Genomic DNA, 18448 nt, shown 5'->3' on the forward strand with positions numbered 1-18448 from the left:
TGAGGAAATTTGAGTGAATATTTTAGTAAAGCAAACCCTTGCAGCATGCATTCTATCTACTATGGCGATGGGAAGTGTTTTCGCTGCACCGGCTGAAGCACCACCTGCATTTATCAAGAAAGTTGCAGACAATCTGGTGGCTCGTCTGAAAGCAGACCATAGCAAGTTGCAGAGCAATCCGGCACTGGTGAAAACTATTATTCGTCAGAATCTTGATCCATATATCGATTCACAAGCATTTACCCGCATTGTGATGGGAACGTATGCAACTAATCAGTATAGCTCTGCTGCACAGCGTGCTCAGTTTGAACGTAATTTCCGTGAAACGCTGACTGAAAATTATGGTTCAGCATTTGCCAAATATACCAACCAGTCTTATAGCATGCGTCCGTACAAAGACACGGGTAGCAAAAATCCAGTTGTAACCATTGATTTCCATAATAATGGCGAGAAAATTCCGGTTTCTTTCCAGTTGGCCGATAAAGGTTCACAATGGAAAATCCGTAATATCAACGTGTCTGGTATTGATCTAGGTTTACAGTTCCGTAACCAGTTTGCAGCGACTGTAAAACGTAATGGCGGTAACTTGGATAAAGCAATTGCAAACTTCAAGCCAGATGCAGAAGCAGCGGTTGAAAAGAAAAAATAAGATAGGTGAACTGTGATCAAATTCAGTAATCAGGAACTGCATGTTGTAGGCAAAATCGACTATAACAATGCGCAGCAATACTATGAACAGGGGCTGCGTGAAATTCAGTCACAGACAGGTTTTCCTATTGTGGTAAATCTGGCTGAGCTTGAAAGCGGCAGTACTTTGGCTTTAGCGATATTGGTCAGATGGTTACGTCAGACGCCACAAGCCAAAGGATTGCAGTTTAAAGCCGTTCCTGCAAAAGTGATGAAGATCATACAGTCCTGTCACCTAGAGAATGATTTACAGATCATTCAGTAAAAAGAAAAAGCACCGAAAGGTGCTTTTTTATTGTGATTAGATTTTAAAAAAATAATGAAAATCAAATAGATCTAAGTATAGATTGCAAGTCCTCTCTCTCAGGGAGAGTTAAAGAGAGGGTGAAAATCCTCATCTAACTCCTCCTTTGGAAAAGGGGGGGAATTTTCTTCACTTTTTTAGAGAGAAGTTGACGAGGGATTAAATAGATATAAATTAAATACAGAGATTTCTTGCGCTTTGCATTGAAGCAATGCCTCAAAGCTCGCTCAAATCCATTTCTTCCATCTAAAGTAAATCAATGGTCCAATGAAGAATGCGACCAGAATCAGCCCGACAATAATAAAGCTGGTGGTGCCATGTGCAAAAGGCAGAACTTCTGTGTTCATTCCATAAATACTCGCAATCAGCATTGGCGGCGCAAGCATACTTGGCAAGATCGAGAATCGACGGATTGTGTCATTCTGTTCGGTATTAATGAATCCGGAAGTAGTATCAAGCAGGAATCGCACCTTTTGGAACAGGAACGCATCATGCTCAACCAGAGAGCGTACATCTTCACTAAGCTCTCGAATGTCCGCATCGTAGATATGACTACCGAGCGCCCGTGGACGGGACAGGAAGGTCAGTACCCGGCGTAAATCAATCAGACAGAGCTGGGCTTTTCCAAGCATATCCTCGAGCTGTGCCAGACGGGTAATCATGTCATCCAGATCCAGAATCTGTTCACGATGGCGGTTATTCAGAACCTCGGTTGAGTATTTTTCCAGATCCTTGTGCACATCTTCCAGAATATCCGCCAGCTCATCCAGCTTGGCTTCAAGTAGGCCAAGTAGAATCCAGGTCGGATCCTTATAATCAATCTCATAATCATTGCGGCGCGCACGAGCACGAAAGGCACGGAACGCGACTAGTTTTTCCCCACGCAAGGTAAACAGCCGATCTTTATGCAGAATGAAGGCGACGGTTTGCACCGTGGCTAAAATGCTGGATTGATCTTCAGTATCTTCTTCGACCTGATAGTTTTTATTTTTCGTTAAAAAATAAGTGCTGATATGCAAAATACCGTCATCATCGCGGTAAAATCGGGCACTGGATGAAATGTCTTCTAATGATTTGAGCGTAGGAAGATTTTGCTCATAAGCGTCCATGATCCATTGCTGCTCTTCCTGTGAAGGAGCAATCAGATCAACCCAAACCAAATCTTGATGTAAATCAAAGTCGCCATTAATAGTGGCATCTTCTAGGCTACCGCGCTCTGTGGCATAAAAGGCTTCAAGCATGCTGTCTTTTCTCCCTTGCGCAGTATGTAAATTGGAATGGGTGTATTTTAGACAAGGAATTGAATAAAAACACTGATTGAACAGTTATTTTTTCAAAAAAAGCTTCGATCAGGGATTCCTTGCGATACAGCTAGAACTAAATGGTGAAAAATGATGAATTCTATCGCAATTTTTTGTGGTTCCGCACTGGGGAATGCACCTGTTTATACCGAGATTGCTGAAAAAGTCGGCCAGACGCTGGCAGCTAGACAGCAAACACTGGTCTATGGTGGTGGGCGTTCAGGCTTGATGGGAATTGTTGCGGACAGTACTCTGGCTGCGGGCGGCCAAGTGATTGGGGTGATTCCAAAGCAACTGGTAGACCGTGAACTGGCCCATCCTGGTCTGACTGAACTGCATATTGTTGAAAATATGCACGAGCGCAAAACCAAAATGTCAGAACTGGCAGATGGTTTTATTGCGATACCGGGTGGTGTAGGAACACTGGAAGAAATCTTTGAGCAATGGACCTGGGCACAGCTCGGTATTCATGAAAAGCCATGTGCATTTTTAAATGCAGAAAACTTCTATACCGGTTTGATTCATTTTATTCAGCACACGACTGAACAGGGTTTTACCAAGGCACGTTTTACCGAAAAACTTATTGTCAGTGAAGAAATTGAAGCAATTCTGGATGCTTTTGAGAATTATCAACCACCGCAAGCGAAATGGGGGATGGTTGATCAGCAAGATCTCGTGAAATAAGCCGATTGATCATTTTTAAATTTGAGTTGTTATGAAAGTTATTACTGTTGCCGCCGGCATTGTACTGAATGAAGCACAGCAATTATTGGTTGTACGTAAGAAAGGCACCAGCTGCTTTATGCAGGTGGGTGGCAAGCTGGAACCGAATGAAGCACCTGAAGAGACGATTGTTCGTGAAATCCAGGAAGAAATCTGCTGTCAGGCTGAAGTACAGCAATTTGTGGGTCGTTTTGAAACGAAGACCGCGAATGAACCTGACCACCAACTGGTCAGTTATGTATATCTGGTCAAACTGGATCAAATGCCAAAAATTGAGGCGGAGATTGCTGAGATGAAATGGATTGATCTCAATGAACAAGACTTAGCACTGGCCCCGTTAACCACAGAAATTGTGATTCCATGGGTGAAGTCAAATCTATTGGCCCAAGCTTAATTTAAAGCTTTGCACCTGCGACACAGGCTGTATAAATTTGCTGGCAGCCAAGTTCTTGGAGCTTCTGATTAAGTGCACGAATTGAACTGCCAGTTGTTACCACATCATCAATAATCAGTACTTTACGATAACGCAATTTTGATGATGTACTGATCTGAAATTGTGCTTCAATATCTTCAATCCGTTCCAGGCGGCTTAAGCCTTTTTGTGAATGCTGTTTGAGCCGGCTCACTGGTTGCCATACTGGAACTTGAAGATGCTTTGCGACCTGTTTAGCCAGCAGTAAGGACTGGTTATAGCCGCGCTGTACCAGTTTGTCTGTGGAGATTGGCATCGGAACGACTGCGCTGACTTTTGGAAGTTTTAAACTGATAAGCGTGCCTGCTAACAAGTTTTCCAGATAAAGCTTCTGCTCATATTTGAACAACTGAATCAGACGATCCATCGGATAATCATAATGGCAGGCAATCTGTACCTGCATTTCCTGGCGCTGGATGGTCTGATGTGCCCAGGGTAGCTGGTTCCAGCAATCCTGGCATACTGAATAAATTGTTTGATAATCGTTATGACAAAGCTGGCAGGGCTGTAACTTGCCCAGCCAATGCTTGCCTTGCTGAATCAGCTTAGACATAGGCATATCGTGGTGCCTCAGGTAACCAGCGTTTTAATAACGCATCAGCCTGTTTTGGATAATCCTTTAACATCTGCTGCGCCACATAATGTGCTTGATTGAGCAGGTGGTCATCGCGTTCCAGTTTGGCTACCCGGAAACCCATATCTCCGGTTTGTTTGGTGCCAAGCAGTTCACCTGGACCACGCAGTTCCAGATCCTTTTCCGCGATGATAAATCCGTCATTGGTTTCACGCATGATACGCAAACGTTCCTGACCATTCTGAGAAAGGGGATGCTTATACAGAAGTACACAGAAACTGGCTTTGGCACCCCGACCAACACGTCCACGCAGCTGATGCAGTTGTGAGAGTCCGAGACGCTCGGCATTCTCAATCACCATCAGAGAAGCATTCGGTACATCGACACCCACCTCAATCACGGTCGTGGCAATCAATAGCTGCAATTCATTATTTTTAAATTGTTGCATCACCGCCTGCTTTTCATCAGGCTTCATCTTGCCATGGACCAGACCGATATTGATTTCCGGGAAGCGTTCCTTAATTTCGGCAAAAGTGGCTTCTGCTGCTTGGGCATCTAAAGTTTCTGACTGTTCGACCAGAGTACAGACCCAATACGCTTGCTTGCCTTCAGCACAGTTAGTGGCAATACGCTGTAGTACTTCTTCACGGCGATCCAGTGGGATAGTGACGGTTTGGATCGGGGTACGACCTGGTGGCAGTTCATCAATAACTGAAGTGTCCAGATCACCATACGCAGACATGGCCAAGGTACGTGGAATTGGTGTCGCCGTCATGACCAGTTGATGTGGGGACATACCATCCAGCCCTTTATTGCGTAGAGCCAGACGCTGATCCACACCAAAGCGATGCTGTTCATCAATAATTACCAGCCCCAATTTGGCAAACTCGACATTTTCCTGAAACAAGGCATGGGTGCCGACCACCAGATTGGCACTACCATCTCTAATGCTTTGTTCTGCCGCAGTACGGGCTTTACCTTTTTGCTTGCCAGATAGCCAGGAAACAGTCAGTCCCAGTGGCTCAAACCATTTTTTAAAATTTAAATAATGCTGTTCTGCCAGAATTTCAGTTGGTGCCATCAGGGCCACTTGCCAGCCTTCTTCCAGAGCATGACAGGCTGCCACACCAGCAACCAGTGTTTTACCTGCACCGACATCGCCCTGTACCAGACGCAACATCGGTTTGTTGCCTTTCATGTCATGGGCAACTTCTCGTGAAACACGTTTTTGCGCCTCCGTCATTTCAAAAGGTAGACCCGCGAGCAACTGTTTGGCATAGCGCTTACTTGGTGAAAATGCAGGCGCTTCAATCTGCTGAATAAAGGCACGGCGGGTCAGTAAACTGATCTGATGCGCGACCAGTTCCTCAAAGATCAGACGCTGCTGGGCTGGGTGGGAACCCTGTGCCAGCTGCAACATATTGGCATCGACTGGAGGGTGATGGATATATTCTAGTGCCTGCTTCAGGTCATAGCCATTGCTGAATTGAGCCGGTAGCAATTCCGGCAGATCATCACTGTGTAGGGCGAGCGCCTGCTTGATATATTCACGTAATTTGGATTGGGTCAGGCCTTCAGTTGCCGGATAGATCGCGGTAAGTTGTGTCTGTGGAAGTGGGGTATGTTCAGTAATGACCTGTAGTTCGGGGTGATACATTTCCAGGCCACGGGCACCAACACGCACTTCGCCAAAGACTCTTAATCTTGCACCAACTTTGCAGCGGTCGGTAATGCCCTTATAGATATGATAGAAACGTAGGGTCACCTTGCCGCAATCATCATCCAGCAGTACGGCCATGGACTTGCGTTTACCTGGTGGAAAATCTACGCCTTTGACAATACCTTCCAGCAAATAGCTACGTCCCACAGTCAATTGATTCATGGGAATGATCGTGCTACGGTCTTCGTAGTCACGTGGCAGATGAAAGAGCAAATCATCAGTTGTGAACAGATTTAATTTTTCAAGTAATGGGGCGGCGGCATTGCCGACACCTTGTAACTGATGGACTGCAGCCATGTCCCCTCAACCAGGTTTTGTGATTCGGTGCTGAATGCATATTTTATTTATCGGTTATGGTAAAACATCCGCACGCATAGCTAAACAATTATTTGAGCAAGGTCATCAAATTAGCACAATCAGTCGCAGTGCGAAAACACATTCCTGCGCCACTCATCATGTTCAGGATGTGCATCAGCTCGATTTAAGCAGCCTTGCACCGATTGACTGGGTCTACGTCTTGCTCAGTCCTGATCAGAGTACGCTCGAAGCTTATCAGCAGACTTCTCTGGACTCAGTCGGTCCAATTGTGACTGCGCTAAAATCCCATCCGATACAACGTCTGGTTGTCGTATCTTCTACCCGGGTCTATGGCGAGAATGCCGGAGAGCAGGTGGGTGATGACAGTGCAATTTATCCGAATGATCCGCAAGGCAAAGTCCTGCATCAAATGGAGCAGACTTATTTAGCTACTTATCCAGACCAATGTACGATCATCCGCCCAAGTGGGATTTATGGAACTTCAGTTGCACGCTTGGAAAAAATGGCACGATCTATGACCAGTTATCCAAATTTGCATTGGTCGAATCGGATTCATATTGAAGACTTGTCACGTTTTATGGCTGAGATGATTCACGTGGAACATCTTGAATCTTCATATATTTTGACCAATAACCAGCCACAACTGTTGCATGAAGTTCTGCAATGGTTTCAGCAGCAGATGAGATTGCCTTTATTAAAGGTAGAAAGTGAGCAGGTGACGGGGAAGAAACTATATGCTACCCGTATGCAAAAAATGGGATATGAGTTAAAGCATCCGGACTGTTATGAGGATTATTTAGAATTGATGAAGTTATCCACTCATCTTGAATAAAGTTGAGTTCCCTCTCCTTTTAGGAGAGGGTTAGGGAGAGGTAAGTTTTTAAATATTTTCTCTCATCCCTCTCACGAAGCAGTGCTTCTCATCCCAGAGGGAGAAGGAGCTTCAATAATCTTACTTTTTCTTCCGTTTCGCACGCTTCTTGGCTTGTTCAGCTGCCAAGGCATCTAAAGCTTCTTTCAATTCTTCATCAGTAAAGGCTGTAAGGTTATGAAGCATTTGCAGCTTCACTTCGTCCAATACCAGATCCGCATACTGAGCGATATTTTTGAAGCTTTCATCAAAGACAATTGCATTGTCTTCATTAGTACTGATATAACCTTTTTGAGTTAACGTTTTGATAAAGCTTTGGAACAGCGCCTTATCAAAGAATTCTGGTGAATTGAATTCATACAGTACAGACAAACGCTGACCTACCAGATGGCTTAATTCTTCAACTTGACGGGTGGAGATATTGCCTGAACCACGTTGGGTAATCAGTGCCAGCGTCATGTAATAGCGCTCGATACTTTGCATGACAGGTGCAGCCAAAACTTCTAGCTGATGATGCGCTTCGCTGTTTGGTGTAGGTGCCACCAGATTTTCACCATCCTGTGCAATTAGCTTCGCTGCAATCAAGGCATCAATATAAGTATTTACTGGTGCCTTGATTTCATCTTCATGCCATTTCAGGAACAGTTCAGCTTTCAGGAATGGGTATAAGGTGCTGCTGATATTTACCAGATCATCACGGCGAATAATGCCATTATGATTTACCAGGGCGGCTACCAGTGACGGTAATACAAAGGCATGCACAATATTGTTGCGGAAATAGGTCAGTAAAATCGCCTGATTATCTTCGATGGCGATAATATTGCCCAGCACATGATTGACGCGTTTGATCAGTTTCAACTTCATTGCATAGGCAATGATTTCTTTCCCGGACAACGGCGTCACTTGCATACGTTCATCATATGGCAAAGACGTCAGCAGATTACGATAAGTATCTAACTGTTTGATACAAATCGCCTCATCCAGCGTGTGTTTTGGTGTTGCTAATAAAATGAGTGACAGCAGGGATACCGGGTTAATGACGGCTGCACGGTTAATATTTTCCAGAATCGCCTGTGCAGAACTATTCACTGCTTCAGATACTGCTGGCGGGATTGGATCATCATTCTTTTCAATCTTGATTTCATCTGCACCATGCTGTTTCAGCATGTCATCCAGAAACACGGGTTCACCAAAATTCAGATGTACCTTACCGAAAATACGTTCAATCTTGCGCAAGGTTTTTAGAATGCCAAAAATAGATTCTGCTTCTTTTTCCTTACCGTTCATTTCACCCACATAAGTTGCACCTTCCATCAGACGTTCATAGCCGATATAGGTGGGTACAAATACGATAGGCTTCGCTTTGCCACGCAAATGACCATGCACGGTCATTGCCAGCATGCCGGTTTTCGGTGGCAACAGACGACCGGTACGTGAACGGCCACCTTCAATAAAGTATTCCAGTGGAGTATTACGTGACAGAACGCTATACAGATATTCTTTGAAAACTGTCGTATAGAGTGCATTACCGCGGAAAGTACGGCGGATAAAGAAGGCACCACCGCCACGCAAGATCTGGCCAACAAATGGCATGTTCAGGTTATCACCCGCTGCGATGTACGGCACCATCAAACCACGACGATAAATCACATAAGATAATAACAGGTAGTCGATATGACTACGGTGACATGGTGCATAGACAATTTCATAGTCTTTCGCCAGTTCACGTACCGTACTGAAGTTATGTACATCAATGCCGTCGTAGAGCTGAGTCCAGAGACGGGTCAGGGCCTTATCGGCAAAACGTACGGTTGAGTTGGAGTAATCTGATACGATTTCATTTAAATAACCAATGGCACGGCGTTCAGCTTCATCCACACTGATCTTGCTGCGGATACTTTCATTACGGATAGCCGCCTGCACATCTGGAGATTTGATCAGACCCTGCATCACATTACGGCGATCTGAAAGGTCAGGTCCCAGCACTACTTCTCGTTGGGCATCCAGATAGTCATTCAAGGTGCTGACAATATAAGTTGCTGGAGACAGGTTCGGATGTGTCACTTTGGCATGATCAATGAGTGCACGCAGAGACTGTGCTTCATGGAACTCCAGATAAGACTGACGACCATGCAGACCAATATTCACCAGCTGTTTCATCTTACTTGGTGTTGACCAGGTATCGGTAAATAACAATTTGAACCAGGAATCTTCTTTCTCTGGTTCACGGCCCCATAGTACGGTCACCGGAATCAGTTCCACATCCAGTTCTGGATTCTGTTCCAGTACTTCAATCAGACGCAGCAGGCGTGGTGGAAAAGCATGTGGCGGCGAGCTCAGCAGATTGCTTTCATCATGATATTGCAGGAACAATACCGAAGCTTTTTCCCGGCGCGTACCTAAATCCATTGGATCAAGTGCAGCAGGCAATTTGAGACGACGGGTTTCACCGTCTACCACCAGCGCATTACTGCGAGAATGGTTTTGCAGAACATAGCAGACAATCTTTTTCTGATCTTGCTGGTCAGCCGCTGGAGCAGGGACTTCCGTTGGTACTTCCCCAAGTACATGCGGGGTAACCACAAGTTCAAGCATCTTACTTGAAAGCTTGCGATACATTTGACCAAAGCCACTCTTGGACATACCTACTCCTAATTTTACTGACCGGAACCACAGGATTTCTGAGGGGGATCTATTTTGATAGATTGTATTTGAAAACAATATGTCATTTTCTAACAAATTCTACAAAAGTTCTTTGATTTTAACGTGAAAAAACGTTTTTTTTATCGGAACATCTACAAAGTGAATGACAGGTCAGTCAGTCAATCTCTAGGGATTTACTCAGAATTTATGGCAGAATATTACCAGAAATGAAGCACATTGTTATTTTTCCAATTTTGGATATCCCGAACATCGTATAGGTTGCCTATGAATGTCTTAACACAAGAACTGGTTGAATTGCTTAGCCTGGAAAAGCTGGAAGAGAATATTTTCCGTGGAATTAGCCGTAACCTGGTAGGCAAGCGCGTATTCGGTGGGCAGGTATTAGGACAGGCTTTGCGTGCTGCATCCTATACGACAGATCGTCCAGCACATTCATTGCATGCCTATTTCCTGTTTGGAGGAGATGTCAATGCACCGATTATCTATGAAGTAGATCGTATTCGTGATGGCAAGAGTTTTGCCAGTCGTCAGGTGCGTGCGATTCAGCATGGCCGTACTATCTTTATGTGTATGGTGTCTTTTGCCGAACCAGAAGAAGGCTTGAACTATCAGATTTCTGAACCAGAATATCCCTCAGTCGACAGCCTGAAAAATGAGGCAGAACTGAAGCATCAGATTGTTGAATTCGTACCGGAAAATGTCCGTGCTTCATTTATGCGTGATCGCCATGTAGAAATTCGTCCTGTGATGCCGGTGAATCCATTCCAGCCGCAACCGGAAGCGCCAAATTATGCGCACTATATCCGTACCCATGGCCAAGTCGCTCCGGAAGTTGATGAGGTTTCGCTGCATCAGGCGATTGCTGCCTTCTACTCAGACTTTACCTTGATGACGACAGCATTGCGTCCACATGGTCTGAGCTATATTTCACCAAACCTGCAATGTGCCAGCATCGACCATGCCATGTATTTCCATAAGCCATTCCGGGCCGATGAATGGATGCTTTACGACATGGATGCGACAGTGAGTGCCAGCTCACGTGGCCTGAACTTCGGTCGTATGTGGCAGAATGGAGAACTGGTCTGTAGTACAACCCAGGAAGGTCTCATCCGTCTGCGGGAAATTGAAACCCAGTAAGATTTAAAATAAAAAAAGCCGGATTAGAGTTCCGGCTTTTTTTATGGGTGTGATTTGAAGTTAGTGGCAATGTGGCACATCATTGCTTGAATGCTTATGGCAACCTTGCTGTTCTTTACCGCCCGAAGAATGTGCAAAAACCTGCCCGATGCTGCAAATGAGTGCAACAGCAATGATCATTTTTTTCATGAACGTATATTTCCTTTGTATAAAACCAGTTTATTGCACTGATTAAGCACATTGCGTGCCAAAATTCGGTACATCACCATATGGATTAAATGAATAATAAAAGATATTTTGCTGTAAAGCGTTTATAAAATTTTACTCGATTATCCGAAACTTGCATGGCATAGTGCCGGATAAGTTCAATATTAAAATGTCCATGAAGATGAGCTTAAATACGCAAATTCTAGTTGCCGCAGTATTGGGTGTCCTGTTTGGTTTTTTATTAAATATTTTCCCGCAAACCACGTTTGAAGAGCTCAGCCTGTATAGTCTGGGTATCATGAGCAGCATCTTCATTGGTTTGCTAAAAATGTTGCTGGTTCCACTGATCTTTAGCTCGATTGTGGTTGGAGTATCGAATCTGCAAGCTGGTGGTCAGCTGAGCCGAACCTGGAAAATTACCTTGGCATGCTGTGTCACCACGACCACCTTGGCCTTAATCTTGGGATTGGCTTGTGCCCATCTGTTTGATGTGGGCAAGGGTGTCGATGTAGTAATGTTTCAGGATGCCATGGCTCAGCATAAAACTCCGGATACCTTAACGCCGTCTTCATTCTTTACCAACTTTATTCAGAATACCCTGATCAATCCGTTTAAGGCCTTTGCCGATGGTAATGTGCTGGCAGTGGTGGTCTTTGCACTCTTTGTCGGTGTGGCACTGGTGGCAGGGGGAGACAAGTTCCGGACGGTACGTAAGCTCAGTATACAGTTCTTTGACATCATGATGCTGATGATTGGCTGGGTCATGAAACTAGCGCCATTCGGGATTTTTGCGTTACTGGCCAAGCTGATTGCCACTGAAGATATTTCGGTGCTGAGCCGTCTGGCAGAGTTTGCTGCGGTAGTAACAGGCACCACCATTTTCCACGGTCTGGTAGTTCTACCATTATTGTTGTGGATCTTCGGGAAAATGAACCCGATTACCTTTTTCAAAGGCACTCGGGCAGCCTTGATTACCGCTTTTGCGACCAGTTCCAGTTCTGCAACCATGCCATTATCCATGAAATGTGCCCAAGAAAATCTGGGAGTACGTCCACATACGGCAGGCTTTGTCATTCCGCTTGGGACTCAGCTAAACATGGATGGTACGGCACTGTATGAAGCCGCAGCAGCTTTGTTTATTGCCAACCTCATGGGACTTGATCTGACGTTGGGGCAGCAATTGGTCGTGTGTGCCACAGCAATGATTGCATCTTTAGGCGCACCGGGTATTCCAAGTGCCGGGATGGTGACCATGATCATGGTACTGCAATCAGTGGGTCTACCGGCAGAAGCCATTGCGATCCTGTTGCCGATTGACCGACTACTCGATACGGTCAGGACTGTGGTGAATGTGCAGGGTGATATGATGATCAGTGTCGTGGTTGACCGACATACTCGTGAACCGCAGCTGGATCAGTCCATCTCTAGTTGAGGATTGAAAACCACCTCCCACAGATGTCCATCTGGATCCTGAAAATAGCCTGCATAGCCGCCATAAAATGTGGCCTGTGCAGGTTTTACAATCTTGGCTCCAGCTTTTTCAGCCTGAGTCATGACCTGATCGACATCTAATGGGCTATACACATTGTGTCCCAAGGTCATTTGGGTGGGACACATCGGGCTCGGTTCGAGTCCGGTATCATGCTGGATGCTGCTTTGCGGCCATAAAGCCAGTTTTAATCCAGCCTGTAGTTCAATAAATGCGACTGCGCCACATTCAAATTCTTTGCCAACAATGCCTTTACTGGGAAAGCCCAGCCCATCACAATAAAAGCGTAGTGCAGCTTCCAGGTCGCGAACACCGAGTGTAATCACTGAAATCCGTGCTTGCATGAGCTCATCCTTATGGTCATGTCTATAGCTTTATCTTAGGTCAAATAAAAAGCAGGGAAATGATCCCTGCTGTTAGAAATTGTAATAAGAGGAGAGCTTAGGCGACTTTTAAACCTGCCCGTTTGGCCGCAGGGGAATGCTCAAGATAATACAGCGCATCATCGGTACTGCCTTCATGCACCGGGTCATACCATGGCATCAGATAGCCGAGTTGCTGAGAAACCAGCCATAGGGGATTGGGTAGCAAACGATTGTCCTGCTGTGAAATACGCAACCATTCTTTCCAGATCCAGGGTTTATACACCGCGGGTTTCAGCTGCTTAAAACGAGGGTCTTGTGCCAACAAACGTGCTGCACCGTCAACCCACAGACCAATCACTCCAATAATCACCACCACACTTAAATAGTAGCGGGCAATATAACCTCCACCAAGATGACGATATAAGTCAAATGCCACACTGCGATGCTCAATTTCTTCTGCGCCATGCCATTTCACCAGATCTAGCATATTCGCATCAGCACCAAGCCGTTCCCATTCGGTGTTATAGAGCGCATATTTTCCAAGGACACAGGTCATATGCTCTACAGTTGCGACGATACCAAGCCGGAACAGATCCCATTGATGTTCTGCGATTTCAGGAATTTTCAGACCAAGCGGCTGATCAGCCAGCAATTGATTGAACAGGAAATCCATAATGTCCAGATTGCGCTGGATATCAATCTGACGTTCAGATAGATACTCTTTATTGGCCGAATTATGTGCCTGAGCATGCATGGCTTCCTGACGGATAAAAGCCTGTACATCATGCTTTAATTTTTCATCGGTGATCTGAGCGAGAACCTTGTTATACAGGCGACAGAACCACAATTCACCGGCCGGCAGAATATTATTAATTTCATTCACAAAGTAACTGGCGAAAGGCTGATTTGGAATCCAGTCAATTGGGGTAGCCTGCCATTCAAACTTAACTTTGCGTGGTTGGATAAAATAGGAAATTGAAGAGCCTATTTTTGTTATTTTAAATCGTGAGAGTAAAGACATGGGTGGATCCATCACTGCTTGATCAATACAGTATGGAAAAAATGTCCCGAATCGCTGCAGGCAATACGAGACATTATTTTGTCACTTAGATCACATCAGACTTATTTTGGCTGTTCTTGTTCGACAATCTCTGTTTGATCAGCTTCAACCGGCTCATCCAGATTATTTAATTCACTCGCAGTAATTTCATGATCTGGGTCTGAGTCAGTTTCATCTTCTAGTTCAACAGATTCAATCGGTTCATCAGCTTCGTTTAAATCATGGATTGACGCTTCTGGAATACTATCCAGATCAAATTCCGTTGGTTGATCCAAGGTAAAGTTCAGACGACCGGCCATCACACTTGCCAGTTCTTCCAGACCTTCTTTATTTAAAGAGGAAAATAATTGAATCGAGAAGTTCAGCTTCATTTTATTTAATGTTGCTTTGACTTCCTGCAAGGCTTTGGACGCAGGACCACGATTCAGCTTGTCTGATTTGGTCAACAAGACATGCACGAACAGGTGACGTGAATAGGCCCATTCCAGCATCATCACATCAAAGTGTTGTAGCGGATGACGGATATCCATCAGCAGCACCAGACCTTGCAGGCTCTTACGGTGAATCAGATAGTTTTCCAGTTCTTTCTGCCAGACAATTTTCATGGCTTCTGGGACAGCTGCGTAGCCATAACCCGGTAAATCGACCAGACGCTGATCCGGATTGCCAAGGCTAAAGAAGTTGATCATCTGGGTACGGCCTGGTTTTTTGGAGGCACGGGCCAACTGTTTCTGATTGGTCAGGGCATTGATGGCACTGGATTTACCCGCATTGGAGCGACCGGCGAATGCAACTTCATAACCTGTATCTTCAACACACAGGTTAAGTTTGGGTGCACTCATTAAAAATTCAGCTTTGCGCAGCCAATTGAGCGAGCGCACAGAGTATTCAGTAATCGCAGGATCGACTTTTTTGGTATAGCTAATCTTTTGCTTTGGGGCAGCAGCTGCCTTACTGTTTTTCGATTTTCCTCTGCTGTGGTGCATGGCTCAACTTCAAACTTAAATTTACAAGCAGCTATTATAAAGGAAGTCGCTTGGGCAAGCGAACTTTCAATGCAAGACTTGGTAAGCAGAAAGTGAAAACTATAGATTGATCAGGCCGATTGGTGACTGGATGCTGTAATGGCCTTGCAGTGGTGTTACCACTTCACTGAGCGTGTATTGATCCAGGCTGGCATAAAACTGCTCTACGGCATCATCTAAAATGCCTTTTAAACCACAATTTTTACGCAGCACACAGGGTGGGGTATTGCATTCTACCACTTGGCTATCCTGTTGCAGGATACGCACGACTTGACCCAATGGTATTTTTAAGGTGAGCGGATTCATGCGAATGCCGCCGCCTCGCCCACGAGTAGTGATGAGCCAGTCCTGCTTTGCCATAAAATGTACGATTTTCATGGCATGGTTCTCTGACACCTGCAGCTCATTCGCGAGTTCCGCAATGGTATACGGCATTTCTTTCGGCTGAGCGATGTACATAAGAATCCGTAAGGCGTAATCGGTAAATTTATTTAACTGCATTATAAATCTAGAGTTTTCATACAAAGCAGGGCTAGTCTAACACAGCCAGACTAGCCCTTGCTTGATTTCAGTTTAAGCTGACTGCTTAGTGGCGAACGCCACCAGTACCAAAGGCTTCACTGTGAATATTCTCAGCAGGAATGCCTCGTGCAACCAACGCTTTGTGTTGTTCTGCCATAAATGGCATTGGGCCACATAGATAGTAATCAGCATTTTCTGGTAATAAAGCACGATCAATTGTACTCAGATCCAGACGGCCTGCTACATCATAGTCTTCACCCAGTTTGTCACCTTGGTGTGGGAATTCGTAAGCAGTCAGTGTGCTTAAACGTGGATATTTGGCTTTCAAATCATGAATGTGCTGTTTCATGGCATGCACCTGTTTGCTACGGCAGGCATGAATGAAAGTCACAGGTTGTGGCATATCCAGAGTTACCAACTGATTTAGCATGGCTACCATTGGAGTTAAGCCCACACCGCCACTGATAAATACATTACGTTTGTTTGGATCAATCAGGTAGAAATTACCTGTTGGTGCAGACACTTCAATTTCTGAGCCTTCTGCCAAGCTATGTAAAGTATTAGATACCCAGCCTGGAACCAAATCACCTTTTTGATCTTCACGCTTTACTGAAATACGCAGGTATTCATCTTGAGGACAAGTTGAAAGCGTATATTGACGTGGTTGTCTCAAATTCAGTTCAGGCACAAACACACGTACAGAAATATACTGACCTGCTTCATACTTCGGTAATGGTCCGCCGTCGACTGGTGCCAGGTAGAACGAAGTGATCTCTTCACTTTCTACTACTTTCTTGGCAATCTTGAAATTGCGCCAGCCTAACCAGCTACCTTTAGTCTGTTCATGTTGATCATAAATCGCTTTTTCAGTCGCAATGAACAGGTCTGCTAATTGTCCATATGCAGTAGCCCACGCATCAATCAGTGGATCATCCATAGAAATATTGAGTACTTCACTGATTGAATGCAGCAGGTTTTCCCCAACAATGCCGTAATCAGGTGCTTTAATATTTAAGCTGACATGTTTATGCGCAATGAGTTCAACCACAGGTAATAACACAGAAGGATCTTCGATATTTTCAGCATATGCTAAAACTGCACCTGCCAAGGCTTGCGCCTGAGCACCGCTACGCTGGTGACCCATGTTGAAGGTTTCTTTTAGATCTGGGTTATTGTTTAACATGCGGTTGTAAAAATAACCGGTTAAAGCAACCCCATTTTCACGAAGCACAGGTACTGTAGCTTTTACTAGGTCAATTTGCTGTGGAGTCATAGCAGATCTCTCATGGCTGTTATTTATAAGATGTATTTAAAATACATCTTTAAAGATATATTCACAATACATCTTTAAGTAAAAACCATGAAAAAATTATGGGATATTAAAATATCCCATAAAAATAAAGAAAATAATCGGAGAAAGAAGGGTTATCTCTTACCAAATAATGACCCTAATAAACCACGGACAATTTTCTGGCCGGTAGTGCTACCCAAAGTGCGTGCGGCACTTTTAGCAAAGGTGCCAACAATGTCTTGGGTGAACTTTTCACGCTGTTTCGCTGCACGTTCAGCTTCTTTCTGCTGTTCGCGTGCAAGACGTTCCTGTTCGCGGGCTTGCTGCTTAGCAAATGTTTCCTGCTCTTTTGCGACTTGTTTGGCATACGCTTCTTGTTCTTTGGCTTGCTGTTTGGCAAGTTCCGCAGCCTGAAGCTGTTGCTGGCGTTCAGTGACTTTGTTTTGCAGCATTTCATGCGCACTGTCACGATCAACTTGCTGTTCATAAATCTCAGCCACAATGCTTTGTTGCATTAAAGTTTTGCGTTCTTCAGGAGAAATGGGGGTAAAAGAGGAGTGTGGCGGCATCACCCAGCCGCGTTCTACAATTTGCGGTGTGCCTTTTTCATCCAGACAGCTAATCAGTGCTTCACCGACAGCCAGTTCGGTAATGGCATCCTGAACTTTAAACTCTGGATTAGCTCGAAAAGTATCTGCCGCCGTTTTTACCGCTTTTTGGTCTTTAGGGGTAAAAGCACGTAAAGCATGCTGAACCCGATTGCCGAGTTGACCTAAAACGCTTTCTGGTAAATCGAGTGGATTCTGGGTGATAAAGTAAATCCCCACACCTTTAGAACGAATCAAACGCACCACCTGTTCAATCTTTTCTTGCAAGGCAGGGCTAGTATTATCAAATAGCAAATGGGCTTCATCAAAGAAGAACACCAGTTTGGGTTTATCCAGGTCGCCGACTTCCGGTAACTGTTCAAACAGCTCTGAAAGCATCCATAGCAAGAAAGTGGCATACAGCTTAGGTGTGTTCATCAGCTTGTCAGCAGCAAGCAAGTTGATATTGCCATGACCTTGACTGTCGGTTTGTAAAAAATCCATCAGATCCAGCGCTGGTTCACCAAAGAATTGCTCACCATCTTGATCAGCCAAGGCAAGCAGATTGCGTTGAATCGCGCCCAGACTGGCAGGAGACAGATTGCCATAGTCCGCTTTAAAATCTGCGGCATGTTCGCTGACATAACTAATCATGGCCTTTAGATCTTTAAAGTCGATCAGTAATAGGCCTTGATCATCAGCAATACGGAAAATGACTGAGAGCACACCTTCCTGAGTGTCGTTCAGATTCAAAATACGGGCAAGAAGGAGGGGGCCAATCTCGGAAATGGTGGTGCGAATCGGATGGCCTTGCTCGCCAAATAAATCCCAGAACACCACAGGCGACGCTGAAAAAGGGATGGACTCGATATTCAGGCTTTTAATGCGTTCATCAAATTTGGGGTTGTTTTCCCCGGCTTTCGCCAAGCTGGAAACATCACCCTTGGCATCGGCCAAAAATACCGGTACACCAATTCGGGAAAAACTTTCTGCCAGTACCTTTAATGTTACGGTCTTACCGGTACCGGTTGCACCGGCAATCAGGCCATGACGGTTGGCAAGCTGAGAATGCAGCACGATATCCTGGGTGGTATCGGCGGTTTTTTTAGCGATTACGATTGGTGTACCCAT

At 45.0% G+C, this 18448-nt stretch carries 18 protein-coding genes; 7 read left to right on the forward strand and 11 right to left on the reverse strand.

Annotated features, from left to right (window positions below; genetic code table 11):
- Positions 1-13: 13 nt before the first annotated feature.
- On the forward strand, positions 14-649 hold the full coding sequence (locus ACS72_RS08185) for a phospholipid-binding protein MlaC (RefSeq protein ID WP_048881810.1): 636 nt from the start codon (positions 14-16) through the stop codon (positions 647-649).
- A gap of 12 nt (positions 650-661) precedes the next feature.
- Positions 662-952, forward strand: coding sequence for an STAS domain-containing protein (locus ACS72_RS08190; RefSeq protein ID WP_048881811.1), 291 nt, complete (start codon positions 662-664; stop codon positions 950-952).
- Between the two features lie 266 nt (positions 953-1218).
- On the opposite strand, the gene ACS72_RS08195 is transcribed toward ACS72_RS08190, so the two are convergent.
- Positions 1219-2232: a CorA family divalent cation transporter gene (locus ACS72_RS08195; RefSeq protein WP_004809844.1), complete on the reverse strand. Its 1014-nt coding sequence runs from the start codon at positions 2230-2232 to the stop codon at positions 1219-1221.
- Positions 2233-2385: 153 nt separating this feature from the next.
- Here ACS72_RS08195 and ACS72_RS08200 point away from each other — a divergent pair, with 153 nt between their 5' ends.
- Both ACS72_RS08200 and ACS72_RS08205 read left to right on the forward strand, forming a co-directional pair.
- Positions 2386-2976 carry a TIGR00730 family Rossman fold protein gene (locus ACS72_RS08200; protein WP_048881812.1) on the forward strand — a complete coding sequence of 197 codons (591 nt, stop codon included), beginning with the start codon at positions 2386-2388 and terminating at the stop codon, positions 2974-2976.
- Between the two features lie 31 nt (positions 2977-3007).
- Positions 3008-3409, forward strand: a complete 402-nt coding sequence (locus tag ACS72_RS08205) for an NUDIX domain-containing protein (RefSeq protein ID WP_048881813.1) — start codon at positions 3008-3010, stop codon at positions 3407-3409.
- Between the two features lies 1 nt (position 3410).
- On the opposite strand, the gene ACS72_RS08210 is transcribed toward ACS72_RS08205, so the two are convergent.
- Positions 3411-4046, reverse strand: a complete 636-nt coding sequence (locus ACS72_RS08210; protein ID WP_048881814.1) for a ComF family protein — start codon at positions 4044-4046, stop codon at positions 3411-3413.
- The gene (gene recG / locus ACS72_RS08215; protein WP_048881815.1) at positions 4033-6078 is read right to left on the reverse strand and encodes an ATP-dependent DNA helicase RecG; all 2046 of its coding nucleotides are present in this window, start codon (positions 6076-6078) and stop codon (positions 4033-4035) included. Before recG ends, ACS72_RS08210 begins: the two co-directional genes overlap by 14 nt.
- 34 nt (positions 6079-6112) lie before the next feature.
- Between recG and ACS72_RS08220 the strand changes: the two genes are divergently transcribed.
- Entirely contained in the window at positions 6113-6931 is an 819-nt protein-coding gene (locus tag ACS72_RS08220) for an NAD-dependent epimerase/dehydratase family protein (protein WP_048881816.1), read from the forward strand.
- A gap of 120 nt (positions 6932-7051) precedes the next feature.
- Here the strand turns inward: ACS72_RS08220 and plsB are convergent, their stop codons facing one another.
- A complete protein-coding gene (gene plsB, locus ACS72_RS08225; RefSeq protein ID WP_048881817.1) occupies positions 7052-9613 on the reverse strand; it encodes a glycerol-3-phosphate 1-O-acyltransferase PlsB in 2562 nt (853 codons plus the stop codon).
- Between the two features lie 285 nt (positions 9614-9898).
- Between plsB and ACS72_RS08230 the strand changes: the two genes are divergently transcribed.
- Entirely contained in the window at positions 9899-10771 is an 873-nt protein-coding gene (locus tag ACS72_RS08230) for an acyl-CoA thioesterase II (RefSeq protein WP_004809832.1), read from the forward strand.
- 60 nt (positions 10772-10831) lie between these two features.
- Here ACS72_RS08230 and ACS72_RS18885 read toward each other — a convergent pair whose 3' ends face one another.
- On the reverse strand, positions 10832-10960 hold the full coding sequence (locus tag ACS72_RS18885) for a hypothetical protein (RefSeq protein WP_005223361.1): 129 nt from the start codon (positions 10958-10960) through the stop codon (positions 10832-10834).
- A gap of 199 nt (positions 10961-11159) precedes the next feature.
- On the opposite strand from ACS72_RS18885, the gene ACS72_RS08235 reads away from it, so the two are divergent.
- Positions 11160-12410, forward strand: coding sequence for a dicarboxylate/amino acid:cation symporter (locus ACS72_RS08235; protein ID WP_048881850.1), 1251 nt, complete (start codon positions 11160-11162; stop codon positions 12408-12410).
- On the opposite strand, the gene ACS72_RS08240 is transcribed toward ACS72_RS08235, so the two are convergent.
- The 6 genes from ACS72_RS08240 to ACS72_RS08265 form a co-directional block, all read right to left on the reverse strand.
- A complete protein-coding gene (locus tag ACS72_RS08240) occupies positions 12392-12811 on the reverse strand; it encodes a VOC family protein (protein WP_004809829.1) in 420 nt (139 codons plus the stop codon). The two genes, ACS72_RS08235 and ACS72_RS08240, sit on opposite strands and share 19 nt — an antisense overlap.
- A gap of 97 nt (positions 12812-12908) precedes the next feature.
- Positions 12909-13853 carry a metal-dependent hydrolase gene (locus ACS72_RS08245; RefSeq protein WP_048881818.1) on the reverse strand — a complete coding sequence of 315 codons (945 nt, stop codon included), beginning with the start codon at positions 13851-13853 and terminating at the stop codon, positions 12909-12911.
- A gap of 101 nt (positions 13854-13954) precedes the next feature.
- On the reverse strand, positions 13955-14878 hold the full coding sequence (gene yihA, locus ACS72_RS08250; RefSeq protein ID WP_005223354.1) for a ribosome biogenesis GTP-binding protein YihA/YsxC: 924 nt from the start codon (positions 14876-14878) through the stop codon (positions 13955-13957).
- A 99-nt stretch (positions 14879-14977) separates the two neighbouring features.
- Positions 14978-15418, reverse strand: coding sequence for an Rrf2 family transcriptional regulator (locus ACS72_RS08255; protein WP_048881819.1), 441 nt, complete (start codon positions 15416-15418; stop codon positions 14978-14980).
- An 85-nt stretch (positions 15419-15503) separates the two neighbouring features.
- Positions 15504-16712, reverse strand: coding sequence for an NO-inducible flavohemoprotein (gene hmpA, locus ACS72_RS08260; protein WP_004809822.1), 1209 nt, complete (start codon positions 16710-16712; stop codon positions 15504-15506).
- Between the two features lie 152 nt (positions 16713-16864).
- On the reverse strand, positions 16865-18448 hold the full coding sequence (locus ACS72_RS08265) for a helicase HerA-like domain-containing protein (protein ID WP_048881820.1): 1584 nt from the start codon (positions 18446-18448) through the stop codon (positions 16865-16867).

The sequence above is a fragment of the Acinetobacter sp. VT 511 genome (assembly GCF_001077515.1).
Lineage (GTDB): Bacteria > Pseudomonadota > Gammaproteobacteria > Pseudomonadales > Moraxellaceae > Acinetobacter > Acinetobacter schindleri.

Bases quoted from the DNA above. Each gene is read 5' to 3' on its own strand.
- yihA (WP_005223354.1), bottom strand. From the start codon at position 14,878: ATGCACCACAGCAGAGGAAAATCGAAAAACAGTAAGGCAGCTGCTGCC.
- ACS72_RS08255 (WP_048881819.1), bottom strand. From the start codon at position 15,418: ATGCAGTTAAATAAATTTACCGATTACGCCTTACGGATTCTTATGTAC.
- ACS72_RS08230 (WP_004809832.1), top strand. From the start codon at position 9,899: ATGAATGTCTTAACACAAGAACTGGTTGAATTGCTTAGCCTGGAAAAG.
- recG (WP_048881815.1), bottom strand. From the start codon at position 6,078: ATGGCTGCAGTCCATCAGTTACAAGGTGTCGGCAATGCCGCCGCCCCA.
- ACS72_RS08265 (WP_048881820.1), bottom strand. From the start codon at position 18,448: ATGGGTACACCAATCGTAATCGCTAAAAAAACCGCCGATACCACCCAG.
- ACS72_RS08240 (WP_004809829.1), bottom strand. From the start codon at position 12,811: ATGCAAGCACGGATTTCAGTGATTACACTCGGTGTTCGCGACCTGGAA.
- ACS72_RS08205 (WP_048881813.1), top strand. From the start codon at position 3,008: ATGAAAGTTATTACTGTTGCCGCCGGCATTGTACTGAATGAAGCACAG.
- ACS72_RS08195 (WP_004809844.1), bottom strand. From the start codon at position 2,232: ATGCTTGAAGCCTTTTATGCCACAGAGCGCGGTAGCCTAGAAGATGCC.
- ACS72_RS18885 (WP_005223361.1), bottom strand. From the start codon at position 10,960: ATGAAAAAAATGATCATTGCTGTTGCACTCATTTGCAGCATCGGGCAG.
- ACS72_RS08245 (WP_048881818.1), bottom strand. From the start codon at position 13,853: ATGTCTTTACTCTCACGATTTAAAATAACAAAAATAGGCTCTTCAATT.
- ACS72_RS08220 (WP_048881816.1), top strand. From the start codon at position 6,113: ATGCATATTTTATTTATCGGTTATGGTAAAACATCCGCACGCATAGCT.
- hmpA (WP_004809822.1), bottom strand. From the start codon at position 16,712: ATGACTCCACAGCAAATTGACCTAGTAAAAGCTACAGTACCTGTGCTT.
- ACS72_RS08210 (WP_048881814.1), bottom strand. From the start codon at position 4,046: ATGCCTATGTCTAAGCTGATTCAGCAAGGCAAGCATTGGCTGGGCAAG.
- plsB (WP_048881817.1), bottom strand. From the start codon at position 9,613: ATGTCCAAGAGTGGCTTTGGTCAAATGTATCGCAAGCTTTCAAGTAAG.
- ACS72_RS08235 (WP_048881850.1), top strand. From the start codon at position 11,160: ATGAGCTTAAATACGCAAATTCTAGTTGCCGCAGTATTGGGTGTCCTG.
- ACS72_RS08200 (WP_048881812.1), top strand. From the start codon at position 2,386: ATGAATTCTATCGCAATTTTTTGTGGTTCCGCACTGGGGAATGCACCT.